The following is a 25,332-nucleotide window of genomic DNA, read 5'->3' on the forward strand; positions in this document are numbered from 1 at the left end:
CACTGATAGGCTTCGCCAGTCACTCTAGACTCGAATCAGGCTCCACGCCGTGCATCTTGTCCAGAAGTGTTAATCCCGGAGCACAGCCATGAACCGCACAGCGCAGTTTCGCAGTTTTGCCGAGTTCTATCCTTACTACCTGGGGGAACACAGCAACCCCACCTGCCGCCGCCTGCACTTCGTCGGCACCAGCCTGGTGATTGCCCTGCTGGCCTACACCATCGGCAGTGGCAAATGGTTGCTGCTGCTGGCCTTGCCGGTGTTCGGCTACGGCTTTGCCTGGGTCGGGCATTTCTTTTTCGAAAGGAACCGACCTGCGACCTTTACCCATCCGCTGTACAGCCTGATCGGGGATTTCGTGATGTTCAGGGATATCCTGCTGGGCAAGATCAGCCTGTAGATCTTTTGGGGCTGCTTTGCAGCCCCTGGGCTATCAAGCCCTAAGCCGGTTCGCGCACCGCCGCTGCTGCCTTCACCTCTCGCGCCTGTGCTTCCGCCAGCCGATAAAGCTCGATCGTGCCATCCCAATGCTCGATCAACGCCGTGCACGACTCCACCCAATCCCCGCAATTGAGGTACTCCACCTCCCCTACCTGGCGAATCTCGGCATGGTGGATATGCCCGCACACCACCCCATGAAAACCGCGGCGGGTGCACTCGTGGGCAATGGCATCCTCGAAGTCGCTGATGAAGTTCACCGCACCTTTGACCTTGTGCTTCAGGTACGCCGACAGTGACCAATAGCCGTATCCATAGCGGGCACGCCAGTGGTTGAGCCAGCGGTTGAGCACCAGGGTGAACTCGTAGGCACGGTCACCGAGGAACGCCAGCCAGCGGTGGTAACGGGTAATCACGTCGAACTGGTCGCCATGGATCACCAGCAGGCGGCGGCCATCGGCGGTCAGGTGCTCGGCCTCGTCCACCAGCTGGATGTTGCCGAGGATCAGCCTGGAGTAACGGCGCAGGAATTCGTCATGGTTGCCGGTGACGTAGATCACTTCGGTGCCACGCTTGCTCATGGTCAGCAGGCGGCGAATCACGTTTGTGTGGGCTTGAGGCCAGTAGATACCACCGCGCAGCTTCCAGCCGTCGATGATATCGCCCACCAGGTAGATACGGTCGGCCTGGTAGCCCTTGAGGAACTGCGACAGGTGTTCGGCCTGACAGTCGCGGGTGCCCAGGTGCACATCGGAAATCCACAGGGTACGCACGCGTTGCTTGCGCGAGGGACGTGACAGTTCGGCATGGGTCATGGGCAGGCTCCGGCGCAGTTTGCTGGAGACTGGCAGGCGCGGATGACAGCGCGGTGGCAAAACCGTTACGAGTGATGGACTGCGGGGTTTGAGGCACAATGCGGTTCTGCCCTGCGAGGACGACTCTCCCCATGACCGCCGGCCCGATCCTCTCGCTGCGCCATTACCGCGACAGCCTGATCGCCCACAGCCACGAACACCCGCAACTGGTGTTCGGCCTGCGTGGTCGCCTGGACTTCGAGGTGCAGGGGCATGGCGCCGGGATCGATCGACAGGGGTTGATCGTGGTACCGGCGGGCGCCCATCACACCTGCGCCAGCGATGGCGGCAGCGATTGCCTGGTGCTGGATGTACCAGGGGACCATTGGTTGCGCGAGCAACTGGGCGAACATGCAGATGCCAGCCGCCGCCTGCTCGACCGCCCCGCCGCCCTGGGCCTGGATGAGCGCCAGCAACAGTTGGTGGACTGGCTGGCGACCAGCCCCATGCACGACCCGCTGATTGCCCGACAAGGGGCAGCGCTGCTGCTGGCCAGCCTCAACCCCACGGCGGCCGCCAGCGTCACAGCCAGCCAGCGTCTGCCCTATGCCGCCTTCGATGCACATATCGAGCGGCATGCCGCCTACCCGCTGCAAGTGGCTGACCTGGCGCGCATCGCCGGGTTGTCCAGTGCCCGCCTGCATGCGCGCTTTACTGCGGAATGCGGGATGACGCCGATGGACTACATTCGCCAGCGGCGCTTGCTCAAGGCGCGACGGCTGGTGATGCAGACCTTGCTACCGATGGGGGAGATTGCGGCGCAGGTGGGGTACAGCTCGCAAAGTGCGTTTTCGGCGGCGATGTTGCGGGCGTTCGGGTGTACGCCGTTGGCTTTGCGGCGAGAGTCTGGCGACAAACCACACTAGCCTTGCGACAGAATGCATTCTCCTGAGCCTATACACTTGGTCTGTGCCGGCCCTTTCGCGGGTAAACCCGCTCCCACAGGTACTGCAAAGGCTTCGAAAGCGGTGCAGTAGCTATGGGAGCGGGTTTACCCGCGAAGAGGCCGGCACAGCCAGTAGAGATCTTGAGCAAGGACCACCCATGAACCACCGCACCGCCCTCGGCGCCCTGCACATCGGCGCGCTGTTCTTCGGCCTCACCGGCGTCTTCGGCAAACTGGCCGCCAGCGCCAGCCCGGCGATCATCGTCTTCGGCCGCGCCGCCTTCGCCGTGCTCGCCCTGGCCCTGTTCGCCAGCCTGGCCGGCCCGGGCTGGCAACGCCTGAGCGGCCAGGACACTCGCCGCCTGCTGCTCGGTGGCGTGCTGCTGGCCGGCCACTGGGTCAGCTTCTTCATCGCGGTAAAGGTTGCCGGCGTGGCCATCGCCACCCTCGGTTTCGCCAGCTTCCCGGCCTTTACCGTGATCCTCGAGGGCCTGCTGTTCCGCGAACGCATCCGCCGCAATGAGGCTTTGCTGGTACTGCTGGTCAGCATCGGCCTGGTACTGGTCACGCCGGCATTCGACCTGGCGAGTGAAGCCACCGGTGGCCTGCTCTGGTCATTGCTGTCGGGGCTGCTGTTCTCCCTGCTGTCACTCACCAACCGCGCCGGCTCCGGCCGCCTGCCTGCAGTGCAGGCGGCGCTGTGGCAGAACCTGGTGGTGGGCCTGTGCCTGCTGCCGTTCGCGGCACCGGACCTGGCCGGCGTAGCCACCATGGACTGGCTGTGGATCGCCCTGCTCGGCATCTTCTGCACCGGCGTGGCGCACAGCCTGTTCGTCGCCAGCCTGTCGGTGATCAAGGCGCGTACCGCCGCCGTGGTGTTCGGCATGGAACCGGTCTACGGCATCGCCGTGGCCTGGATGGTGTTCGCCGAAACCCCCACCCTGCGCATGTTGCTGGGCGGTGCACTGATCATCTTCGCCATCGTGCTTTCGAGCCGCCTGGCCGCCGAACAACCGCCCAGGCAGCGGCCTCTGGCCGAAAGCGCCTGATTCAGCGGTCGTTATGGCCCAGGTCACGCTGCGGGTCGATCTGGTCGCGCACCCGCTGCTTCAGCACCTTGGCTTCGGGGAAGCCACCGTCGGCTTTGCGCTCCCAGATCTGCACGCCATTGCAGGTAATGCGGAAGATACCGCCGGTGCCAGGCTCCAGGGCCACTCGGCCGAGGTTGTCGGCAAAGGTGCTGAGCAGTTCCTGGGCCAGCCAGGCGGCCCTCAGCAGCCATTGGCACTGGGTGCAATACGTGATGACAATTTCCGGTTTGCTGTCGGCCATGGTGAGGCATCTCCAGATGAGTGGCCGCTTATACTAGCGGTCTTTAGCCCACGGTTTGAGACTCACGATGCGCCGTTTGCTGTTCTGTTTCCTGCTCACCCTCTCCTCCTTCACAGCATTCGCCGCCGAACCGGCCAGGCCCAAGGTTGGCCTGGTGCTGTCGGGGGGCGCGGCCCGCGGCCTGGCCCATATCGGTGTGCTCAAGGCCCTGGAGGAACAGGGGGTACGCATCGACGCTATCGCAGGCACCAGCATGGGGGCGGTGATAGGCGGCCTGTATGCCTCTGGCTACAGCGTCGAAGAGCTGGAAAAACTTGCCACCACCCTCGACTGGCAACAGGCGCTGTCCGATGCCCCGCCGCGCAAGGACGTGCCGTTCCGGCGCAAGCAGGATGACCGCGACTTTCTGGTCAAACAGAAGCTCAGCTTTCGCGACGACGGCAGCCTGGGCCTGCCGCTGGGGGTGATTCAGGGCCAGAACCTGGCGCTGCTGCTGGAAAGCAAGCTGGCGCACACCGCCGACACCCGTGACTTCGACAAGCTGCCAATCCCCTTCCGCGCCGTGGCCACCGACATTGCCAGTGGCGAAAAGGTGGTGTTCCGCCGTGGTCACCTGCCCCAGGTGATCCGCGCCAGCATGTCGATCCCGGCGGTGTTTGCCCCGGTCGAGCTGGACGGCCGGCTGCTGGTGGACGGCGGCATGGTCGACAACATCCCGGTGGACGTCGCCCGCGAAATGGGTGTGGACCTGGCCATCGTGGTCGACATCGGTACGCCGCTGCGTGACCGCAAGCAGCTGGCCACGGTAGTCGACGTGCTCAACCAGTCGATCACCCTGATGACCCGGCGCAACTCGGAAGAACAACTGGCCAGCCTGCACCGCGACGACATCCTCATCCAGCCACCGCTGACCGCCTTCGGCGTCACCGATTTTGGCCGCGCCCGGGAAATGATCGAGGCCGGCTACCGCGCCACCCGCCTGCTCGACCCGCGCCTTGTCGCCCTGCGCCAGCCCGAAGGTGACAGCAGCCTGGCCGTGGCCCGCTCGCCACGCCAACGCACGCCGACGATCACCGCGATCAGGATCGAAAACGACTCCAAGGTCAGCGACGAGGTCATCCGCTCGTACATCCGCCAGCCGATCGGTGCACCGCTGGAGCTAGGTCGCCTGCAGACCGACATGGGCACGCTGTACGGCCTGGACTACTTCGACCGGGTGCAGTACCGCGTGGTGCACAAGGGCGACGACAACACCCTGGTGATCAACGCCCGCGGCCGACGCGGTGGCACCGACTACCTGCGCCTGGGCCTGAACCTGTCGGACGACCTGCGCGGCGACAGCGCCTTCAATCTGGGCGCCAGCTACCGGGTAAACGGCATCAACAGCCTCGGCGCCGAATGGCTGACCCGTGGCCAGATCGGCGACCAGCAGGAGTTGTACAGCGAGTTCTACCAGCCGCTGGACGTGGGCTCGCGCTATTTCATCGCACCGTACCTGGACTTCAGCTCGCAGAACATCGAAGCCACCCTGGACAACGACCCGGTGGCCGAGTACCGCCTGGAGCGTTACGGTTTTGGCCTTAACGTGGGGCGGCAGATCGGTACCAACGGTGAAGTGCGCCTGGGCGTGGGCAAGGCCTGGGGCGAGGCCGAGGTGCGCATCGGCGACCAGGACCTGCCCAAGGTCAGTTTCAACGAAGGTTTCTACGAGCTGAAGTACTCGTTCGACACCCTGGACAACGTGTACTTCCCGCACAGTGGCGAGGATATCGGCCTGACCTTGCGCAAGTACGACCAGTCGCTGGATTCCGACCAGGATTACCGGCAGTGGATGTTCAACCTGGACAAGGCCATCAGCAGCGGGCCGAACACCTTCGTGCTGGGCGGGCGCTACGGGCGCACGCTGGATGATACCGAGGTGGTGACGTCGAGCTTCGTGCTGGGTGGCGCGCGGGAGCTGTCAGGCTTTCGCCAGGACTCGGTGTCAGGGCAGAACGTGAGCCTGATGCGCATGGTCTACTACCGCCGCCTGACGCCACGGGCCTACGTACCGCTGGACTTCCCGCTGTACATCGGCGGGTCGCTGGAGCGAGGGCGGGCGTGGAACAACGACAACGAGTTCGACAGTGGGTACATCAATGCGGCGAGCATCTTCCTGGGGCTGGAGACGCCGCTGGGGCCCTTGAACTTCACTTATGGTGCCAACAGTGCGCATGAGCAGGCGGTGTACCTGAACCTTGGGCATACCTTCTAGGGCCTGCACTGAACCTGTAGGAGCAGCCTTGTGCTGCGAAGAGGCAGGTTTGACATAAGATGTTCTGTGCCTGGAATGACCTCTTCGCAGCACAAGGCTGCTCCTACAACGATCGCGAGTGCAGGTTGATCAGGATTTCTCCAGGTTGGCCAGAATCTTGGCATGCACCCGCATGCACACCTGCAGCTCCGCCTCATCCACCCCGGTAAACAGCTCTACCCGCAGTTGATTGGCAATGGTCTCGATCTGGTCGATCAGCGGCTTGGCCGGCGGGCACAGCACTATCTTCTTCGCCCGCCGGTCCTCCAGCACCGCCTGCCGGCGTACCAGCCCCTGCGCTTCCAGGCTATCGAGCAGGCGTGCCAGGGTTGGGCCTTCGACGCCCACGCTCTGGGCCAGCTCACGCTGGGTCGGGGCCTCTTCGAAACGGGCCAGGTGCAGCAACACCAGCCAGCGCGCCTGTGAAAGGTTGAGCCCGGCCAGGCGGCGGTCCAGCTCGGCACGCCAACCCCGGGACATCTGGGCCAGCTGCATGCCGAAGCGGTGTTGGTTGTCGGTCAGGGGCATAAGCAACTCATTGAATAGATCTAATTATTAGGCAGCTAACCATGGCCCGTCCCACGAGGCAAGGCTCGGGCACTCTGGAATGTTCGATAATCGTCAAAAAACATGACAAAGGTCAGCAGATGGCAGTTCTGCCTCCGATCCTGTCACCACTTACAGCTCGAACTCGGCCGCCAGCGCAGCCCGCACGCAGTACAGCACGCCCTCCGGCACCCGTCCCCCGAACAGCGGCACGATCGCAGACACCGGTGGCAGCTCGCCCTCGCCATCGAGGAAGGCATCCTGCACTTCCATCAACAGGTCTTCCGGCAGGTCCAGGGCCTGTTCCAGGCTCAGTTCCTGGCGCCCCAGCGCCTCGGCCAGCAGGCTGTAGACGTTCTTCTCGCTGCAGTTGAGCTGGCCGGCGATCTGCGCCGGGGTCATGCCGGCGCGGGCCAGGCTGACCAGTTCGTGGCGCAGGTCGAGCACCACTTTCGGTGCTTCGTCGGTGCCACCGCTATTGTTCAGCACCTCGAGGAAGGCCTGGCCATAACGCTCCAGCTTGCGCGCACCCACGCCGCTGACCTGGGCCATGTCGCTGAGGCTGACCGGCTGGCTGCGCAGCATCTCCAGCAGCGTCGAGTCGGGGAAGATGACATAGGGCGGCACGCTGTGCTCCTCGGCCAGCTTGCGCCGCAGGGTACGCAGTGCTTCCCACAGCTCGCGCTCTTCGGCACGCACCAGCTGGCTGGCCGGGCTGCCGCCACTGGACGACGACGTCCTGGCGGTGGTCTGCGGCTTGAGGTCACGGCGCAGCTGCAAGGTCACCTCGCCCCGCAGCAGCGGCCGGCAGCTGTCGGACAGGCGCAGGCCACCGTAGCCTTCCAGGTCGATATCGACCAGGCCGCGCGCCACCAGCTGACGGAACAGCGAACGCCACTCGACCTCGGCCAGTCCCTTGCCGACGCCAAAAACCGAGAGTTGTTCGTGGCCGAAATTGCGCACCTTTTCGGTGTCCTTGCCCAGCAGCACGTCGACCAGGTGCCCGACGCCGTAGCGCTGGCCGGTGCGGAACACCGCCGACAGCGCCTGGCGGGCAGGCTCGGTGGCATCCCAGGTCTGCACCTGGTCGACACAGTTGTCACAGTGCCCGCACGGTTGCTCCAGGGTTTCGTCGAAATAGGCCAGCAGTGACTGGCGGCGGCAGCGGGTTTCTTCGCACAGGGCCAGCATGGCATCGAGCTTGTGCTGCTCGATGCGCTTGTGGCGCTCGTCCCCTTCGGAGTTCTGCAGCATCTGCTTGAGCATGACCATGTCCTGCAGCCCGTAGGCCATCCAGGCATCGGACGGCAGCCCGTCACGGCCGGCACGGCCGGTCTCCTGGTAGTACGCCTCGAGCGACTTGGGCAGGTCAAGGTGGGCAACAAAACGCACGTTCGGCTTGTCGATGCCCATGCCGAAGGCAATGGTGGCGACCATGATCAGCCCTTCCTCGTTGAGGAAGCGGTGCTGGTTGGCCGCACGCGTCTCGGCAGCCAGGCCGGCGTGATAGGGCAGCGCGGGGAAGCCCTGGTCACAGAGGAAGGCAGCGGTTTCGTCGACCTTCTTGCGTGACAGGCAATAAACGATACCGGCGTTGCCGCGGCGCTCGCCGAGGAAAGCCATCAGCTGCTTGCGCGGCGCCTCCTTGGGCACGATGCGGTAGAAGATGTTGGGCCGGTCGAAACTCGACAGGAAGCGTTCGGCGCCTTGCAGGTGCAGGCGCTGGACGATCTCTTCACGGGTGCGCATGTCGGCGGTGGCGGTCAGCGCTATGCGCGGCACATGCGGGAACAGCTCGGCCAACTGGCCCAGTTGCAGGTATTCGGGGCGGAAATCGTGGCCCCATTGCGACACGCAGTGGGCCTCGTCGATGGCGAACAGCGAAATATCCAGATCACGCAGGAAGTCGAGCATGCGCGGCTGCACCAGGCGTTCCGGCGCCAGGTACAGCATCTTCACTTCGCCACGGCGCAGGCGCCCGGCCAGGTCACGCTGCTGCTCGGGGGTCAGCGTGGAGTTCAGCGCGGCGGCCGGCACACCCAGTTCGTCGAGCGTGGCGACCTGGTCGTCCATCAGCGCGATCAGTGGCGAGACCACCACTGTCAGGCCCGGACGCAACAGCCCCGGCACCTGGAAACACAACGACTTGCCGCCGCCGGTGGGCATCAGCACCAGGGCATCGCCGCCATTGGCCACGCAGTCGATGATCGCTGCCTGGCGCCCGCGGAAACTGTCGTAGCCAAAGACGTCCTTGAGAACGCGCTGAGCCTGTTCGAGCATGTGCAACTCCACAAATCGCCGTACCATCCCGGATACAGGCTGGACGAAAAACCCGCCCCGCACACGCCAAATGCGTAAGCGGTTTTTGCCAGGCGGCCGGCAAATCCTGCCCCTGGATGAAAAATCGCGGAGTATACCGCAGCACCGCCCCGCGCAGGGCACCACGGCGATAGACGTTCCCTTTGCCCCGCTGCCGTCGCAAGGTGCTAGAATTCGTTATCGTTTATTCCCCAAGGTAGCCCTGTAATGTCCTTCGCCGAGCAACTGACCCGCCTGCAAGCCTTCCTCGACGCCGACGAGCTGCACGAAGAAGCGCTGGACTATGTCGCCGCCCACGGCTACCTCACCGCCCTGTCGATCAATGCCGAGGAAGTGCCCGAGCGCGAATGGATCGACGCCCTGTTCGCCGAAGAGCCGCACTACGCCAGCGACGCTCAGCGCACCGAGATCGAGGCCACCCTGGTGGCGCTCAAGGCACACATCGCCCGCCAGCTGGCCAGCGACGACGAATTCGAGCTGCCGTGCGACCTCGACCTGACCGAAGAGCCGGACGATTCCGACCTGCGCGGCTGGTGCATCGGCTTCATGGAAGGCGTATTCCTGCGTGAAGAGGCCTGGTTCGAAAACGCCGAGGAAGAAGTCAGCGAGATGCTGCTGCCAATCATGGTCGGCTCGGGCCTGTTCGACGAGCAGCCGGAGTTCGCCGACATCGCCAGCAACGCCAACCTGCAGGACGACATGATCGTACAGATCCCCGAAGCACTGACGGCGCTGTTCCTGCTGCTGCATGCCCCTGACGAAAAGCCGGCACTGCTCAAGCCACGTCACCACTAAGTCGCCTGTGCGCTACCTGCTGCTGGCCACCGGCTGGCTCAGCGTCGCGTTGGGGGTGTTGGGGATATTCCTGCCGGTATTGCCCACCACCCCGTTCCTGCTATTGGCGGCTGCCTGCTTTGCCCGCAGTTCGCCGCGCTTTCACCACTGGCTGGTTCATCACCCCAAGCTCGGGCCATGGATCCGTGACTACCTAAGTGGTGAAGGTATCCCCCTCAAGGGCAAGGTCTACGCCATCGGCCTGATGTGGGCCAGCATCGGCCTGTCGTGCTATCTGGTGCCCCTGTTCTGGGCACGCATCTTCATGTTGTCCAGTGCCGTCCTGGTAAGCCTGTATATCCTCAGCCAGAAAACCCTGCACAAGCCAAAGTGACAATATTCTGTCGCCAAATATCACTTTCGCCTAATTCGTGCTTCCCTTATCCGAAATGATTCTGGAACTCGGTTAAAGCCCTGTATTCATTGGCCTTAATGGAGTTTTACGCCGCCATTTCCAAGGTTCACCTGCGAGCCTGTTAGATAATTTAATTAGGTTATGGCAATCTGATATGAATAAATCTTCTTGCCTATCGCGTTGAATGTACTTAGCTGTGTTATTAAAAACCTGCAACACTATATGAAATAACTTTATCGTCATTTTTTTGGCGAACAGCAGGATCAATTCCAGGATCAGGGAGATGTACCATGCGCGTTTTGAACCCCATCACCAGTGCATTACTGTTGGCCCTGGCGAGTGCCAACGTACAGGCGATGTCGATCACCGAGGCTGTCCAGAGCGCCGTGGACTACCACCCGCAGGTCAGCTCCAACCGCAACAGCAAGCTGTCTGCCGATGAAGATGTGAAGTTTGCGCGTGGTGGCTACTACCCTTCCGTGGATCTGGTTGCCGGCTATGGCCGCCAGCGTTCTGACAACACCACGACGCGTGCCGAGGGCAACCACAACAAGGAAACCCTCAACTACACCCAGTCCGAGCTGCGCCTGCGGCAGATGATCTTCGACGGCTTCAACACCTCGAATGAAGTGGGCCGCACCGAAGCGGTCTCCACCTCCCGCGCCTACTACACCCAGGCCGTTGCCCAGGATGTCGCCCTGCGTGCAGTCGAGGTGTACCTGGAAGTGCTCAAACGCCGTGAACTGGTGACCCTGGCCAGGAACAACCTGCAAGCCCACCTGCGCGTCAACGACCAGATCGGCCTGCGCAACGAGCGCGGCGTCGGCAGCACCGCCGACCTTGACCAGTCCCGCGCACGTCGCGCCCTGGCGGAAAACAACCTGGACACCGCCGAAGTCGACCTGGCCGATGCCGAGGCCAACTTCTTCAGCGTCGTCGGCCGCATGCCGGACGAGCTGGAAAGCCCGCAGTCCATCAAGGGCGAAGTGCCTGGCACCCTGGACGAAGCCCGCGACGGCATGCGCCAGAACAACCCGTACATCAAGTCTGCCCAGGCTGACGTCAATGCTGCCGAGCAGCAATACGAAGTGGCCAAGTCGACCTTCTACCCACGCTTCGACGCCATTCTGGCTACCGGTGCCAACAACAACACCGGTGGCGAGAAGGGCCACAACAACAACGACTGGCAAGCCGGCGTGGAGATGAACTACAACCTGTTCCGCGGCGGCAGCGACAAGGCTCGCCTGCAGTCCGACGCGCACAAGATCAACCAGGCCCTCGACATCCGCAACAACGCCCTGCGTGAGCTGACCGAAAACCTGAGCCTGGCGTGGAACGCCATGAACAACGCCAGCAAGCAGCTGCCGACTGCGCGTGAATACGCCGAGACCACCAAGCGCGTGCGTGCCGCCTACCAGGACCAGTTCGGCCTGGGTCAGCGCACCCTGCTTGACGTGCTGGACAGTGAAAACGAGCTGTACAACGCCGACCGTCGCTACACCGAGGTGCGTTATACCGAGGAGTTCTCGCGCTACCGCGTGCTTGCGACCATGGGCGAGCTGTTGACCAAGCAACGTATTTCGCTGCCGCCGGAAGCGCTGGCTACCACCGAAGTACGCACCGAGGCGCGTTTGCCTGATATGCGTTGATCGGGTTCGAGATAGCCGGGGCCGCTTTGCGGCCCATTCGCAGCACAAGGCTGCTCCTACAGATGTTGCGCGCTTTCCTGTAGGAGCAGCCTTGTGCTGCGAATGGGCTGCAAAGCAGCCCCCTGCCCTCACTCACTACCATGGTTACGCTGGAACGTCTCCAAACCCATGGCCCTGATCTGCCCCTCGATCAACGCCTCGAACGGTGCCAGCAGCGCATCGAAACAGGCAGGCCGCTCCAACGCGTTCAGCGCTCCTACCACCGCCTCGATAGTCGACAACGCCCCCGCCTCCGGCGCCTTGCGCAAGCGGTAGCGTGAAGGCGCGACAGGCCCCAGCGTCACTCGCGGCAACGCCTCCAGCAACGGGTTCAGGTACAGCAGCTTGCGCGCCTTGCGCCAGGTGCCGTCGGGTACGATCAACAGCAAGGGTTTGTCGTCCGTCTCGCCATAGGCCACCAACTCCTGGGCGTCGTCGCCCGGGAACAGCAGGGCCGGCCGGTAACCGGGGGTCGCCAGCAATTCGTTCAGGTCATCGAATACCTCGCCTACCCGCAACTCGGCGTTGTTCAGGCCAAGGGCGGCCAGGCGGGCGGTATTCAAGGCATGGGCGGTTTCACTGGGGTGCTGCAGCAGGATGACGCGGGTACGGCTGTCGAGCGCAGGGATCAGTGAGCAGAGGCAATGGTCGAGCGGGCGCTGGCAGCGCTCGCAGCGGGGTCTGGGCATGGGGTTCTCCTTGGCGGGAACAGTTTGCCACAGAACCGGGGCCCGCTTTGCGGCCCCGGCGATCTCAACGGTTGAACCGCTCTGCCAGGCTATGCAGGTATTCCGCCATGCGCTCAAGGTCCTGGCTGATTTCAGCGCCCTGCCTGGCTTGCCCGGCACTCTGGTCGCACAGGTGGGCTATGCGCACGATCTGCTGGTTGATGTCCTCGGCCACATGGCTCTGCTGCTCCGACGCCGTCGCCATCTGCTGGCTCATGCCGGTGATGCGGCTGACCGCCTGGGCAATCCCGCTCAACGCTGCCTGCACCGCCTCGACGCTGTGCACGCTGTCCCGCGAGATCTGCTCGCCACGGCTGGCGGTGCTGACCGCGCGCTCTGCACCGGCGCGCAACGAGGCGATGATCTGGTGGATCTCCTCGGTCGAGGCACGGGTGCGCTGGGCCAGCGAACGCACCTCGTCGGCCACCACGGCAAACCCGCGCCCCTGTTCGCCGGCACGCGCCGCCTCGATGGCTGCGTTGAGCGCCAGCAGGTTGGTCTGCTCGGCGATCGAGGTAATCACATCGACCACGCTGCCGATCGACTGGGTCTGCTCGGCCAGGGCATTGACCGCCTGGCCGATGTCGTTGACCGCATTGCTCATGCTGCCCATGGCTTGCAGGCTCTGCATCGCCAGCTCGCTGCCCTGTTGCGCCAGCTGGTCGGCATCGCCCGCTGCGTGCGCCGTGCTCTGCACGTTGTGGGTAACCTGCTGGATGGTCGCCGCCATCTGCGCGATGGCGGCGGCGGACTGGTCGGTCTCGTTGCGCTGGCGGTCGAGCATCTGTGCCTGGGCATCGGACAAGTCGGACGACTGCGCTGCCCGCGACTTCACCCCGACCCCGGCATCCACCAGGCGGGTCAAGGCCGTTTGCAGGCGTGCTTCTTCACTGATGATGGCAAGATCCAGCTGGCCTTGCAGGCCTGGGTTATCACTGTAGGTCAGTGCCACCAGCGGGCTGGTGAAGGCCTTGGGATGCTCGGCCAGCGTGCGGCGGACCGCCTGGTTCTGCCGGTGCTCGACCAGATACCAGGCCACCAGCAGGCTGGCCATCAGCACCCCGAGCGCCGCGTAGGGCGGTAGCCACAGGTAGCCCGCCGCCGACAGCAGGCCCGCACTTATCAATGGCCAACCGTGGCCCAGGCCATGCAGCAGGCGGGCCGCCCACGGCACCGGTGTGCGGCCGGCCCGCAGGCGCGCATACAACGCCTCGGCGCGACGGATCTGCTCGCGAGTGGGCACCGAGCGCACCGACTCGTAACCACTGATGCGGCCCTGCTCATAGATGGCCGTGACGTAGGCGCTGACCCAGTAGTAATCACCGTTCTTCGCCCGGTTCTTGACGACCCCCATCCACGGTTTGCCTTGCTTGATGGTTTCCCACATGTGGCCGAACACTGCCGGCGGCATGTCCGGGTGGCGCACCAGGTTGTGGGGTTGGCCGACCAGCTCGTCGTAGGTGAACCCGCTGATCGCCACGAAAGCGTCGTTGCAGTAGGTGATGCGGCTGTTGAGGTCAGTGGTGGAAATCAGGCGTTGATCGTTGGGAAAGGTTCTTTCGTGCTCAGTGACGGGCAAATTCATGCGCATCTTGGGCAATCCTTGCAGGATGAAAGGGAGGTAGACAGCAGCACACGCAAATTTGATATATAGCAGGACGCCATTACGTTGTCGGTCGACAGCACCAACAATTTAACGGGTGCCGACGAAATACAGCATATGCCGGGCTTCAGCCCACGTTGAGCTGGCTTTTGAGGAGGTCGCGGAAGGTCTGGATCAATGGCTCACGGCTGCGCCCACGGCGAATGATCAGCGAGAACGGAGCCTGGTAGCCGAAGGTCGACGGCGACAGCACGCGCAAGTCGCCCTTGTCGACCCAGGCCTGGGCATAGTGCTCGGGCAGGTAGCCGATGTAGGCCCCGGACAGGATCAGGATCAACTGCGCCTCCATGCTCTCCACCGTCGCCGCGCTGTGCTTGAAGCCATGCCGGGCCAGTTCGGCCTGGCTCCAGTAGCCACGCCCGACCATGCGCTGCTGGGTCACCACCTGCTCGGGGATGCGCCGTTCGGCATACAACGGGTGGCGGCTGCTGCAGTACAGCCAGTGCTGCTCACGGTACAGCGGCTGGTAGAGCAGCCCGCTCATGCGCGAGGAGAACGCCCCGATCGCCAGGTCCAGACGGTTGTCCTGCACACCCAGTTGCAGCTCGTAAGGGCTGGATACCGACAAATGCAGGTGCACCGCCGGGTGTTCCTGGCTGTAGGCGCCGATGGCTTCGGCCAGCGGCAAGGCCCTGTCACCGACCGTGGAATCGATCACCCCCAGGTTGAGGGTGCCACGCAACTCGCCCTTGAGGGCGGCGGCGTACTGTTCGAAGCCGTCCAGCTCGGCCAGCAGGCGCAGGGTTTCCTGGTGGAACAGCTCACCCTTGCTGGTCAGGCTGAAGCCGCCACGGCCACGGTGGCACAGCACGATCCCCAGGGCACCTTCCAGCTGGCTCATGTAGGTGCTGATGGCCGAGGTCGACAGGTTCAGCTCGCGCTGGGCATTGGCAAAGCCCTGGTGGCGCACCACGCTGACGAAGATGCGCAGCAGTTTCAGGTCGGGCAAGGTCGAGGCCATGGTGCAACGGTTCCGCAGGGGGTATTAGCGCGCAGTCTAACCGCTCTGCCGCCTTTAGTTCAGAAATTCCTGAACTAAGTATTTGCCGGTAGCGATTTTTCCCCGGCACTACCTTCAGCAGACTTGGCCGAAATGTCCCTGCCCGCCGGCAAGACCACACCTGGAAGGCGCGCGGCGGCACAGGTTCGAACAAACAGAACAATCGACCGACTGATGAGGCCCACCGTGGACAAGATCCTCCACCAACCACTGGGCGGCAACGAAATGCCGCGTTTCGGCGGCATCGCCACCATGCTCCGTCTCCCCCACCTGCAAAGTGCCCAAGGCCTGGACGCCGCCTTCATCGGCGTGCCACTGGACATCGGTACTTCGCTGCGCTCCGGCACCCGTTTCGGCCCGCGTCAGATCCGCGCCGAATCGGTGATGATCCGCCCGTACAACATGGCCACGGGAGCTGCACCGTTCGACTCGCTGTCGGTGGCCGACATCGGTGACGTGGCGATCAACACCTTCAACCTGCTGGACGCCGTGCGCATCATCGAAGAAGCGTATGACGAGGTCCTCGAGCACAACATCATCCCGCTGACCTTGGGTGGCGACCACACCATCACCCTGCCGATCCTGCGCGCGCTGCACAAGAAGCACGGCAAGATCGGCCTGGTGCACATCGATGCCCATGCCGACGTCAACGACCACATGTTCGGCGAGAAGATCGCCCACGGCACCACCTTCCGCCGTGCCGTGGAAGAAGGCCTGCTCGATTGCGAGCGCGTGGTGCAGATCGGCCTGCGCGCCCAGGGCTACACCGCCGATGACTTCAACTGGAGCCGCCGTCAGGGCTTCCGTGTAGTCCAGGCCGAAGAGTGCTGGCACAAGTCGCTGGAACCGCTGATGGCCGAAGTGCGCGAAAAGGTCGGCGGTGGCCCGGTGTACCTGTCGTTCGACATCGATGGCATCGACCCGGCCTGGGCTCCCGGTACCGGCACCCCGGAAATCGGCGGCTTGACCACCATCCAGGCGATGGAGATCATTCGCGGCTGCCACGGCCTGGACCTGATCGGCTGTGACCTCGTCGAAGTCTCCCCGCCTTACGACACCACCGGCAACACCTCGCTGCTCGGTGCCAACCTGCTGTTCGAGATGCTCTGCGTGCTACCGGGCGTAGTGCGTCGTTAATACCGCTATACCCCGGCAGGAGCCATGAGGGAGGGCCACAGAGGCCCGCCAACAACACGACAAGACCGCCGGGCGCCGTGAACCCGCCCGCGTGGTCGATCTCGCCATAATAAAGATAATCGGGAGACCCCCAATGGCCTTGGACATCATTGTTGTAATGATCTATACCGCCGGCATGCTCGGGCTTGGCTGGTACGGCATGCGGCGCGCGAAAACCCATGAGGACTACCTGGTGGCCGGGCGCAACCTCGGCCCGGTCCTGTACATGGGCACCATGGCCACCACCGTACTCGGTGGCGCTTCCACCGTCGGCACCGTGCGCCTGGGCTACGTCCACGGCATCTCCGGCTTCTGGCTGTGCGCAGCCCTGGGCCTGGGCATCATCGCCCTCAACCTGTTGCTGGCCAAACCCTTGCTGCGCCTGCGCATCTTCACCGTGACCCAGGTGCTGGAACAGCGCTACAACCCGGCCGCACGCCAGGCCAGCGCCGTGATCATGCTGGCCTACGCACTGATGATCGGCGTCACCTCGACCCTGGCCATGGCCACCGTATTGCAGGTGCTGCTCGACCTGCCGTTCTGGGCCTCGCTGCTGCTGGGCGGTGGTGTGGTGGTGCTGTACTCGACCATTGGCGGCATGTGGTCGCTGACGCTGACCGACATCGTCCAGTTCGTGATCAAGACCGTCGGCCTGATGTTCATCCTGCTGCCTGTGTGCCTGTACAAGGCCGGTGGCTGGGACACCCTGGTGGCCAAGCTGCCGGCGGCCAGCTTCCAGCTGACCACCATTGGCTGGGACACCATCATCACCTACTTCCTGATCTACTTCTTCGGCATCCTCATCGGCCAGGACATCTGGCAGCGGGTGTTCACTGCCCGTGACGAGAAGGTCTGCCAGCGTGCCGGCACCACCGCCGGTGTGTACTGCATACTGTACGGCCTGGCCTGCGCCGCGATCGGCATGGCTGCGCATGTGCTGATGCCCGACCTGGCCAACCCGAACAATGCCTTTGCCGAGATGATCAAGACCACGCTGCCCGATGGCATCCGTGGCCTGCTGATGGCAGCGGCGCTGGCCGCCATGATGTCCACCGCCAGCGCCGGCCTGCTGGCTGCGTCCACCACCCTGACCGAAGACCTGCTGCCCAAGCTGCGTGGCGGCAAGGCGTCGAGCCTGGGCGTCAGCCGCCTGTTCACCCTGCTCACCGGCCTGGTGGTGCTGGGCATTGCGCTGGTGGTGAACGATGTGATCAACGCCCTGACCCTGGCCTACAACCTGCTGGTCGGCGGTATGCTGATCCCGCTGATCGGGGCGATCTTCTGGAAGCGCGCTACCACCGCCGGGGCTATCGCCAGCATGTCGCTGGGCTTTGCCACCGCGCTGCTGTTCATGTTCAAGGATGGGCTGGAGGCCAATACGCCGATCTACTACAGCCTGGCAGTTGGTCTGGTCAGCTTTGTGGTGGTCAGCCTGATGTCGCGTAAATCGGTGGCGGCGGTGAAGCTGGCCTGATAGGTACCGGTTGCCTGTACTGGCCCTTTCGCGGGTAAACCCGCTCCTACAGGAATATCACAGGCCTCGAGTGCTGTGGGTTACCTGTGGGAGCGGGCAAGCCCGCGAAGAGGCAGGTACAGGCAACACACAACTGGCAGACACAAAAAGGCCGCTGCACCCACCCAGGTGCAGCGGCCTTTGTCTGTATCAGCGACGACGCGGTTGGCGTTTGCGCTGCTCTTCATCAGTCGGGATCGGTACCGGCTGCAAGGGCGGTGGAATCAGCCCCAAGGCGACAGCCAGGTCATGGAGCCAGTTGGACAGTGGTTTATTCATAATGCCCCCTTGACGGGTCAGCCTCACGGCAATTCAATCCTGCGATGTTTCATACAGATCATAGCCCTATGTCCTGTATTACGCATGCCTCTAAAGCTACAGATACGGGCCATTTTGATACGGATCAAGCCGTAACGGCGCATTCCGACGACTGGTTAATCGTTTCGCTTTGTTGCAGGTCGATCCAGGCCTGCAAATTTGCCCCGCGCATGCCCTGGCGCCACATCAACCAGGTGACCGCCTGATCGAACGGCGCCTGCAGCTGGTGCACCCGCACCCGGTCGCGCCCGGGCAGGCTGTCGAGCATCGACCTGGCCATCATCGCCACACCCGCGCCGGCGATCACGCAGGCCAGCATGCTCTGGTACGACTCGATCTCCATCACCCTGCCCATGGGCGTATGGGCATGGGCATACCAGGCCTCCAGGCGCATGCGGTACGAGCAGCCCTGGCGGAAGGTGAACACCGCCTTGCCGGCCACATCCTTGGCAGTGTGTACCGCAGGGTGCTCGGGGCTGGTGATCAGCACCAACTGCTCATCGCACAGCGGCACGCCATCCAGCCCGGCCAGGCTCGGTGGCCCGTCCACCAGGGCCGCGTCCAAGGTGTGATTGAGCAGGCCTTCCAGCAACTCGCCACTGGGCGCCGCACGCACCTGCAAGTTAACCGCCGGGTAGGCCTGGTGATAACGCGCCAGCAACCCCGGCAAATGGGTCGCCGCCGTGCTGTACATGGTCCCCAGCACGAAGTCCCCGGCCGGTTGGCCGCCCCGCACGGCGGCCAGCGCCTCGTCGCGCAAGGCTGACATGCGGTTGGCGTAGTCCAGCAGCACCTTGCCCGCGGGCGACAGCTGCAGGCGCTGGCGCTCGCGCAGGAACAGCTCGACACCCAGTTGCTCTTCAAGCTGGCGCAAGCGCGTCGACAGGTTCGACGGCACCCGATGCAGGCGCTCTGCGGCGCGGGTGACCGAACCTTCCTCGGCCACGGCCTGGAAGATACGCAGTTGGCTGAATTCCACGGCATTCTCCAAAACAGAATAACTTGATCATCATTATTCAATTTTATTGAAAAAGAAACCGCCCTAACCTGCCAGCCATCGCTTACATCCGCGCAGGAGACTTGTCATGTCGCCACTCATTCAACTGCTGGCCAGCGCCGTGGCGCTGATGATGGCCATGGGCATCGGCCGTTTCGCCCTGACCCCGCAGCTGCCGCAACTGATCGCCGAAGGCCAGTTCGACCTGACGGTCGCCGGGCTGGTGGCCGCGGCCAACTACCTGGGTTACTTCATCGGCGCGGTCGATGCCATGTTCGCCCGCTCGCCGGGCCAGGTGCGCCTGCGCCTGCACGGTGGGCTGTGGCTGTGCGTACTGCTGACTCTGGCCTCATGGGCCGCAGACGGGTTCTGGAGCCACCTGCTGCTGCGCTTCGGCACCGGCGTGGCCAGCGCCTGGGTGCTGGTGATGATCACCAGCCTCAGCCAACAGGTGGCCAATGCAAACAACCGCCAGCGCCTGGGTGCCCTGGTGTTCGCGGGGCCCGGCCTGGGCATTGCGCTGACTGGTTTGTTGGCGCTGGTGGCGCATTTGTGGGGGCTCGGCTCGGCAGCACTGTGGCTGATCTATGCCGTGGCCGCGCTGGTGATGCTGCTGGCGGTGCGGCCTTGGCTGCCCAGGGCGCTGCAAGCCGCGCCGGTATCGCCCGCTACACACCTGGGCCCGACCCGCAGTGTCGGCATCGGTCGCCTGGGGCTGGTATATGCGCTGTATGGCGTAGGTTACATCCTGCCGGCCACCTTCCTGTCGCAGATGGCCAACCAGCAGTTCCACGGGCAGTGGCTCGCAGACCTGTTCTGGCCGGCATTCGGCCTGGCGGCGGCGCTGGGGGTTCTGCTCGTGAGCCTGCGGCGTGGCGGCCGAACCGCGACGTGGCTCACCGCCACCCTGTGGCTGCAGGGGCTGGGTGTGCTGGCCTGCCTGATGGGCGGAGGTGTCGGGCTGGCGTTGGGCGTGGTGCTGTGTGGCGGGCCGTTCCTGGCCTGCATGCAACTGGTGATGCAACGTTCGCGGGAGCTGGCGCCGCATGCCACGCAGCGCAATGCCGGGCTGCTGACAGCCTGTTTTGCCCTGGGGCAGTTGAGTGGGCCGCTGCTGGCTGCGGTCAGCAGCCATTACAGCGGCGGGTTGCAGCCTGCGCTGATGGTGGCTGCGGGTGGGTTGGTGGTGGCTGGGGGGCTGGTGCTGTTTGGCAGCTCTGCACAGCAGGGCAGCGCCTGTCAGGCCAAGGCTGCATCCTGAATCGTAGCTGCCTGTGCCGGCCTCTTCGCGGGTAAACCCGCTCCCACAGGTACTGCACAGGCCTTGAAGATTGTGCGGCCCCTGTGGGAGCGGGTTTACCCGCGAAGAGGCCGTAACAGGCTAAAACTCACCCCACAAACTTACGCAACTGCTGCTTCACCCAAGGCTCGGCACTCACCAGCACCACCCCCAGCAGCACCATCAACGCGCCAACCACAAAGTTCAGGCTAAGCGGCTCATCCAGCAACAAAACGCCAAAGGTCACCCCGAACAGCGGGGTGATGAACGAGAACACTGCCAGGTTCGACGCCAGGTATTTGCGCAGCAACCAGAACCAGGTCAGGTAGCTGATGAACGACACCACAATCCCCTGGAACAGCACGCTGCCCATCGCCAGCGGCGTCAGCGTCACCGCGCCGATCTGGCCGCTGAGCAAGGCAATCAGCAGCAACCCGGCAAAGCCCACCGCCAGCTGATAGAACAGGGTCAGGGTCGCCGGTGCTTCCGACAGCCGCGAGCAGCGCACCACCACCGTAGTCGCCCCCCAGGCCAGCCCGGCGATCACGCCAAAGGCATCCCCCAGCAGAGTGCGGCCATCCATGTGCTCGAACGACATACCGCCGGCAAACGCCATGGCAATGCCGCCGAACGCCAGCAGGATCCCAAGCCATTGCAGCAGCCGCAGGCGTTCGCTGGGCAGCCTGAAATGCAGGCCCAACGCGGTAAACACCGGCGCTGTATAGAGGAACACCGACATGTGCGCCGCCGACGTCAGCTTCAGCCCCTCGGCAATGAACAGGAACTCCAGGCCGAACAATCCGCCCGCCACCACCCCGGCACGCCAGGTGCTGCCGACCTGCTCCCAGCCCCCGCGCCAGCACAGCATCAGGCCCACCAGCACGGCGGCGATGCCGTTGCGCAGGGCCGCCTGCATCACCGGCGCGATATCGATGGCAGCAGTCTTGATCAGGACCTGCTGGCAGCCCCAGATCAGGCACAGCCCCAGCATCACCTGGAAGGCAAAGGCGTCAGGGTTCTTGCGGGCCGCGCTCATGAGCGGGCCTCTGCGATGGTCATTGGCATGGGCGAGGGCTCGGCAGTTATTCAGGAACTACCGATTATCGGGTTTCCATGGCCACCCTTGCCAGCCTCAAAACGACCTCAGGCGATCTGTGCCTTCGCCGACACCTGCTCGAAGGTGGTTTCATCCAGCGCATCCTCCTGCTCGTCCAGCACCTGGCGCGGGTGCTCGAAGCCGGGGATGCTGCTGTCGATCAGGCTCATCAACCGCGAGCCTCGTTCGGTCAGCACGAAATTCTCGCCATTACCGCCATCTTCTTCGGGTCGGGTTTCGATGAAACCACGCTCGAACAACAGCTTCTCGTATTCGCAGGCACGGGTTTTCAGGTGGTCCAGGTCGCCCACCGGCTCCCCCTTGGCAGCCAGTGCCGCAGCGTGCTGCTCGGCATAGGGGCGTGGCGTGAAGCTGTGACCGGCGCCGTTCTGCACCTCGTGCAGCAAACGCTCGATCAGGTCCCAGTCGTAGGCGATGCTCATGGCTACGGGCTCCTGCTGTGGACGGAAGGGGTACACAGGTTGGGACCTGCCGAGGTTGCCCGGCGTTCCGAAATATCTCAGCGCTGGCGTTTTTGCGCTTGCATGTACTGGCGCAGCAACTGGTTGATCCGGGTCTGGTAGCCGCTACCCTGCTCTTTGAACCAGGCGAGGACATCGGAATCGAGGCTAGGTCAGATGCCCAGCTGGGGACAGGCTGACCATGAGGTGCCACCGGTCGAAGGCGCTGAACTAACGGCCAGGCACATGCCTCCACCGGGCATCACCACCGCCGGAGGTAGAAGGATGAAACTGCTGCTGCCCATTGCCTGTGCCACTGCCCTGTCCTGCGCCCTGCCCGCCTGGGCCTGCACACCGGAAGAAGCAACGCAGAAACGCGAAGAGCTGGCCGGGTTGGTCACCCAGTTGACCGAGCAGAACCCGCAGAAGGCCAAGGAGATCAACGACGAGCTTCAAGGAATGGAGCTGGGGACGGCGAGCAAGGATTTGCCCGACAAGTGTCAGCTGATCGACAAGCGGATCAAGGAGTTGAAAGAGGCGGAGAAAAAGGCTGAATAGTTGTCGCCTGTGCTGGCCTCTTCGCGGGTTCACCCGCGAAGAAGCTAACACCGTTACCGAGCGTTACTCAGCCGCAGGCTTGCGCTTCTTCAGCGGCGCCAGGCCGTCAGCGCTGGCCAGCGGTGCATTGGCCTTCGGCTTGGCGGTTGGCTTGCGCTTGGCGGCCGCCTTCTTGTCACCGGTCTTCTTCTCGACCTTTTTCTTCTTGCTGCCAGCCGCCTTGCCCGAGGCCTTGACCTTCTTAGGCCCGTTGTAGGTGCCCTTCACTTCCTTGATCACCCGGCGCTCGAACTGCTGCTTGAGGTAGCGCTCGATGCTCGACATCAGGTTCCAGTCGTTGTGGGTGATCAGCGAGATCGCCAGGCCTTCGCCACCGGCACGGCCGGTACGGCCCACGCGGTGCACGTACTCGTCACCGCTGCGCGGCATGTCGAAGTTGATCACCAGGTCCAGGCCGTCGATGTCCAGGCCACGGGCCGCAACGTCGGTAGCCACCAGTACCTTGGAGCTGCCCTGCTTGAAGCGGTCCAGGGCCAGCTTGCGGTCCTTCTGGTCCTTCTCGCCGTGCAGCACGAAGGCCTTCACGTCCTTGGCCACCAGGTGGCCGTAGATGCGGTCGGCCAGGGCGCGGGTGTTGGTGAAGATGATCGCCTTGTCGAAGGTTTCGTTGGCCAGCAGCCACTGCACGATCTGCTCTTTGTGCTGGTCGTGGTCAGCGGTGATGATCTGCTGGCGGGTGCCTTCGGCCAGCTGCGAGACGCTGTTGAGCATCAGGTGCTCTGGGTCTTTCAGCACCTTGCCGATGATGTCGCGCAGGGCCGCACCACCGGTGGTGGCGGAGAACAGCAGGGTCTGCTGGCGGTTCTCGCACTCCTTGCACAGGCGCTCCATGTCTTCGGCAAAGCCCATGTCGAGCATGCGGTCGGCTTCGTCGAGGATCAGCACCTGTACGTGAGACAGGTCGAGGTTGCCGGCATTGAGCTGCTCGAGCAGGCGGCCCGGGGTGCCGATCAGCACATCCGGCACCTTGCGCAGCATGGCGGCCTGTTCCTTGAAGTCTTCACCGCCGGTCACCAGGCCCGACTTGATGTAGGTGAACTGCGAGAACAGCTGTACCTGCTTGAGGGTCTGCTGGGCCAGTTCACGGGTCGGCAGCAGGATCAGCGCGCGGATCTCGACGCGGCGTTCGCGCAGGTCGACCAGGCGGTTGAGCAGCGGCAGCACGAAGGCCGCGGTCTTGCCGCTGCCGGTCTGCGCGGTCACGCGCAGGTCACGCCCTTGCAGGGCCAGGGGGATGGCCGCGGCCTGCACCGGGGTTGGCTCGACAAAGTTAAGCTCGGCCACGGCTTTAAGCAGGCGTTCGTGCAGGGCGAATTGGGAGAACACGGAGGTAACCTCAGGCAAGTGCGGAAAATTCAGTTGCATAGGGTAACGTTTTCTGCCGCCTTAGCCGAATTTCTTTTGGCAACTTTGTCGCCATCCGCGCTCTAATGGCGCTTCGTTTGGCAACAAAGACTGTACGCAAGCCCATGGATATCCAACGAATCTGGCGCGACTCACTAGACCTGTGGGGCACCCTTGACCAACATCCGATGCTGCACGCGGCCATCGGCCTGGCGGTGCTGCTGCTCATTTCCCTGGTCATCGGCCGCCTGGCCCGCTTCCTGGTGCTGCACGGCGCCCGCCTGCTGGCCCGCCAGCCAGCGCTGAAGTGGCTGGACGACCTGCGCAACAACAAGGTGTTCCACCGCCTGGCACAGACCACGCCGTCACTGGTGCTGCAGTTCGGCCTGAAACTGGTGCCCGAGCTGTCCGACACCGCCCAGCACTTCCTCGGCAATGTCGCCCTGGCCTTTACCCTGCTGTTCATGACCATGGCGCTGTCGTGCCTGCTGGATGCCCTGCTAGACATCTACGCCCGCACCGAACACGCCCGCACCCGCTCGATCAAGGGTTACGTGCAACTGGCCAAGATGATGCTGTGGATCTTCGCCTCCATCGTCATCGTCGCCACCCTGATTGACCGCTCGCCACTGTTGCTGCTGTCGGGTCTGGGTGCCATGTCGGCGGTGCTGCTGTTGGTGTACAAGGACACCCTGCTGTCGTTCGTCGCCAGTGTGCAGCTGACCAGCAACGACATGCTGCACGTGGGCGACTGGATCGAAATGCCCCAGGTGGGCGCCGATGGCGATGTGGTGGACATCACCCTGCACACGGTGAAGGTGCAGAATTTCGACAAGACCATCGTCTCCATCCCCACCTGGCGCCTGATGAGCGAGTCGTTCCGCAACTACCGCGGCATGCAGCAGTCCGGTGGCCGACGCATCAAGCGCAGCCTGTTCATCGATGCAGCCGGCGTGCGGTTCCTGACTCGCGAGGAAGAACAGCGGCTGAGCCAGGTGCACTTGCTGGCCGACTACCTGGCCGGCAAGCGCCAGGAGCTGCAGCGCTGGAACGAGGCCATGGGGCCGGTGGCCGAGCTGTCGGCCAATCGCCGCAAGCTCACCAACATCGGCACCTTCCGGGCGTTTGCCCTGGCCTATCTGAAGAATCATCCCAACGTGCACCCGAACATGACCTGCATGGTGCGGCAGATGCAGACCACCGCCGAGGGCGTGCCGCTGGAGATCTACTGCTTTACCACCACCACGGTGTGGGCGGATTACGAGCGGATTCAGGGGGATATCTTCGATTATCTGCTGGCGGTGTTGCCGGAGTTCGGCTTGAGCCTGTATCAGCAGCCGAGTGGCAACGACATGCGGGTGGGGTTGAGTGGGCGTGTATCGCAAGAGCCTGTGCCGCGTCGGCTGGAAGACATGAGCGAGGCTTGATATTGCCGGGGCTGCTTCGCAGCCCATCGCCTGCAAGCCAGCTCCCACAGGTCCCCTGCTAATTCAATGAGTTATGTGCAGTTCGATGAGAGCTGGCTTGCCGGCGATGGGCCGCAAAGCGGCCCAAAATTGTTTGACTGACAGGCATTACGAGGGTGGTGTTTAAG

The 25,332-nt window shown here is 63.7% G+C and carries 24 protein-coding genes and 1 pseudogene; 12 read left to right on the forward strand and 13 right to left on the reverse strand.

Features of this window, described 5'->3' with window-relative positions; genetic code table 11:
* Positions 1 to 88 precede the first annotated feature (88 nt).
* Complete coding sequence (locus WM94_RS11935) at positions 89 to 400, forward strand: DUF962 domain-containing protein (protein ID WP_013973679.1); 312 nt, start codon at positions 89 to 91, stop codon at positions 398 to 400.
* A gap of 40 nt (positions 401 to 440) precedes the next feature.
* Here WM94_RS11935 and WM94_RS11940 read toward each other — a convergent pair whose 3' ends face one another.
* Positions 441 to 1,253, reverse strand: a complete 813-nt coding sequence (locus WM94_RS11940; RefSeq protein WP_039612598.1) for a UDP-2,3-diacylglucosamine diphosphatase — start codon at positions 1,251 to 1,253, stop codon at positions 441 to 443.
* Between the two features lie 131 nt (positions 1,254 to 1,384).
* Between WM94_RS11940 and WM94_RS11945 the strand changes: the two genes are divergently transcribed.
* Entirely contained in the window at positions 1,385 to 2,158 is a 774-nt protein-coding gene (locus tag WM94_RS11945) for an AraC family transcriptional regulator (protein WP_015271288.1), read from the forward strand.
* 178 nt (positions 2,159 to 2,336) lie between these two features.
* Positions 2,337 to 3,227, forward strand: coding sequence for a DMT family transporter (locus WM94_RS11950; RefSeq protein WP_061551282.1), 891 nt, complete (start codon positions 2,337 to 2,339; stop codon positions 3,225 to 3,227).
* Between the two features lies 1 nt (position 3,228).
* Here the strand turns inward: WM94_RS11950 and WM94_RS11955 are convergent, their stop codons facing one another.
* A complete protein-coding gene (locus WM94_RS11955; protein ID WP_061551283.1) occupies positions 3,229 to 3,510 on the reverse strand; it encodes a SelT/SelW/SelH family protein in 282 nt (93 codons plus the stop codon).
* A 67-nt stretch (positions 3,511 to 3,577) separates the two neighbouring features.
* Between WM94_RS11955 and WM94_RS11960 the strand changes: the two genes are divergently transcribed.
* Positions 3,578 to 5,764: a patatin-like phospholipase family protein gene (locus tag WM94_RS11960; RefSeq protein ID WP_013973684.1), complete on the forward strand. Its 2,187-nt coding sequence runs from the start codon at positions 3,578 to 3,580 to the stop codon at positions 5,762 to 5,764.
* A 129-nt stretch (positions 5,765 to 5,893) separates the two neighbouring features.
* Here the strand turns inward: WM94_RS11960 and WM94_RS11965 are convergent, their stop codons facing one another.
* Both WM94_RS11965 and recQ read right to left on the reverse strand, forming a co-directional pair.
* The gene (locus WM94_RS11965) at positions 5,894 to 6,331 is read right to left on the reverse strand and encodes a MarR family transcriptional regulator (RefSeq protein WP_013973685.1); all 438 of its coding nucleotides are present in this window, start codon (positions 6,329 to 6,331) and stop codon (positions 5,894 to 5,896) included.
* 150 nt (positions 6,332 to 6,481) lie between these two features.
* Complete coding sequence (gene recQ / locus WM94_RS11970) at positions 6,482 to 8,629, reverse strand: DNA helicase RecQ (protein ID WP_061551284.1); 2,148 nt, start codon at positions 8,627 to 8,629, stop codon at positions 6,482 to 6,484.
* Between the two features lie 246 nt (positions 8,630 to 8,875).
* On the opposite strand from recQ, the gene WM94_RS11975 reads away from it, so the two are divergent.
* From WM94_RS11975 to WM94_RS11985, 3 genes are all read left to right on the forward strand, one after another.
* A complete protein-coding gene (locus WM94_RS11975; protein ID WP_013973687.1) occupies positions 8,876 to 9,463 on the forward strand; it encodes a YecA family protein in 588 nt (195 codons plus the stop codon).
* Entirely contained in the window at positions 9,417 to 9,836 is a 420-nt protein-coding gene (locus WM94_RS11980; RefSeq protein ID WP_161551430.1) for a YbaN family protein, read from the forward strand. The genes WM94_RS11975 and WM94_RS11980 overlap by 47 nt, the downstream gene beginning before the upstream one ends.
* A gap of 311 nt (positions 9,837 to 10,147) precedes the next feature.
* On the forward strand, positions 10,148 to 11,506 hold the full coding sequence (locus tag WM94_RS11985; RefSeq protein WP_003259075.1) for a TolC family outer membrane protein: 1,359 nt from the start codon (positions 10,148 to 10,150) through the stop codon (positions 11,504 to 11,506).
* Positions 11,507 to 11,634: 128 nt separating this feature from the next.
* Here WM94_RS11985 and WM94_RS11990 read toward each other — a convergent pair whose 3' ends face one another.
* The 3 genes from WM94_RS11990 to WM94_RS12000 form a co-directional block, all read right to left on the reverse strand.
* Positions 11,635 to 12,234 carry a tRNA-uridine aminocarboxypropyltransferase gene (locus WM94_RS11990; RefSeq protein ID WP_061551285.1) on the reverse strand — a complete coding sequence of 200 codons (600 nt, stop codon included), beginning with the start codon at positions 12,232 to 12,234 and terminating at the stop codon, positions 11,635 to 11,637.
* Between the two features lie 64 nt (positions 12,235 to 12,298).
* The gene (locus WM94_RS11995; RefSeq protein ID WP_061551286.1) at positions 12,299 to 13,864 is read right to left on the reverse strand and encodes a PAS domain-containing methyl-accepting chemotaxis protein; all 1,566 of its coding nucleotides are present in this window, start codon (positions 13,862 to 13,864) and stop codon (positions 12,299 to 12,301) included.
* A gap of 139 nt (positions 13,865 to 14,003) precedes the next feature.
* Positions 14,004 to 14,897: a LysR family transcriptional regulator gene (locus WM94_RS12000; RefSeq protein ID WP_013973692.1), complete on the reverse strand. Its 894-nt coding sequence runs from the start codon at positions 14,895 to 14,897 to the stop codon at positions 14,004 to 14,006.
* Positions 14,898 to 15,122: 225 nt separating this feature from the next.
* Here WM94_RS12000 and speB point away from each other — a divergent pair, with 225 nt between their 5' ends.
* Entirely contained in the window at positions 15,123 to 16,073 is a 951-nt protein-coding gene (speB, locus tag WM94_RS12005; protein ID WP_025340154.1) for an agmatinase, read from the forward strand.
* Between the two features lie 133 nt (positions 16,074 to 16,206).
* The gene (locus tag WM94_RS12010; RefSeq protein WP_013973694.1) at positions 16,207 to 17,586 is read left to right on the forward strand and encodes a sodium:solute symporter; all 1,380 of its coding nucleotides are present in this window, start codon (positions 16,207 to 16,209) and stop codon (positions 17,584 to 17,586) included.
* Positions 17,587 to 17,775: 189 nt separating this feature from the next.
* On the opposite strand, the gene WM94_RS30765 is transcribed toward WM94_RS12010, so the two are convergent.
* Together WM94_RS30765 and WM94_RS12015 are read right to left on the reverse strand one after the other, a co-directional pair.
* Complete coding sequence (locus WM94_RS30765; protein ID WP_009683677.1) at positions 17,776 to 17,904, reverse strand: PA1414 family protein; 129 nt, start codon at positions 17,902 to 17,904, stop codon at positions 17,776 to 17,778.
* Positions 17,905 to 18,028: 124 nt separating this feature from the next.
* On the reverse strand, positions 18,029 to 18,922 hold the full coding sequence (locus WM94_RS12015; protein ID WP_015271294.1) for a LysR family transcriptional regulator: 894 nt from the start codon (positions 18,920 to 18,922) through the stop codon (positions 18,029 to 18,031).
* Positions 18,923 to 19,028: 106 nt separating this feature from the next.
* On the opposite strand from WM94_RS12015, the gene WM94_RS12020 reads away from it, so the two are divergent.
* The gene (locus tag WM94_RS12020; RefSeq protein WP_061551287.1) at positions 19,029 to 20,201 is read left to right on the forward strand and encodes an MFS transporter; all 1,173 of its coding nucleotides are present in this window, start codon (positions 19,029 to 19,031) and stop codon (positions 20,199 to 20,201) included.
* Between the two features lie 127 nt (positions 20,202 to 20,328).
* Here the strand turns inward: WM94_RS12020 and WM94_RS12025 are convergent, their stop codons facing one another.
* The 3 genes and pseudogenes from WM94_RS12025 to WM94_RS29055 form a co-directional block, all read right to left on the reverse strand.
* Positions 20,329 to 21,255, reverse strand: a complete 927-nt coding sequence (locus tag WM94_RS12025; protein WP_013973697.1) for a DMT family transporter — start codon at positions 21,253 to 21,255, stop codon at positions 20,329 to 20,331.
* A 107-nt stretch (positions 21,256 to 21,362) separates the two neighbouring features.
* Positions 21,363 to 21,758, reverse strand: a complete 396-nt coding sequence (locus WM94_RS12030; protein ID WP_003259068.1) for a hypothetical protein — start codon at positions 21,756 to 21,758, stop codon at positions 21,363 to 21,365.
* Between the two features lie 77 nt (positions 21,759 to 21,835).
* Positions 21,836 to 21,943, reverse strand: a pseudogene (locus tag WM94_RS29055) (BrnA antitoxin family protein); the annotation flags it as partial.
* A 118-nt stretch (positions 21,944 to 22,061) separates the two neighbouring features.
* Between WM94_RS29055 and WM94_RS12035 the strand changes: the two are divergent.
* Entirely contained in the window at positions 22,062 to 22,334 is a 273-nt protein-coding gene (locus WM94_RS12035; RefSeq protein WP_013973700.1) for a hypothetical protein, read from the forward strand.
* Positions 22,335 to 22,397: 63 nt separating this feature from the next.
* Here the strand turns inward: WM94_RS12035 and WM94_RS12040 are convergent, their stop codons facing one another.
* The gene (locus tag WM94_RS12040) at positions 22,398 to 23,759 is read right to left on the reverse strand and encodes a DEAD/DEAH box helicase (protein ID WP_039612590.1); all 1,362 of its coding nucleotides are present in this window, start codon (positions 23,757 to 23,759) and stop codon (positions 22,398 to 22,400) included.
* Positions 23,760 to 23,863: 104 nt separating this feature from the next.
* Here WM94_RS12040 and WM94_RS12045 point away from each other — a divergent pair, with 104 nt between their 5' ends.
* Positions 23,864 to 25,165 carry a mechanosensitive ion channel family protein gene (locus WM94_RS12045; RefSeq protein WP_061551288.1) on the forward strand — a complete coding sequence of 434 codons (1,302 nt, stop codon included), beginning with the start codon at positions 23,864 to 23,866 and terminating at the stop codon, positions 25,163 to 25,165.
* Positions 25,166 to 25,332 lie beyond the last annotated feature (167 nt).

It is taken from the genome of Pseudomonas sp. ABFPK (assembly GCF_001586765.1).
Taxonomy (GTDB): Bacteria; Pseudomonadota; Gammaproteobacteria; order Pseudomonadales; family Pseudomonadaceae; genus Aquipseudomonas; species Aquipseudomonas asiatica.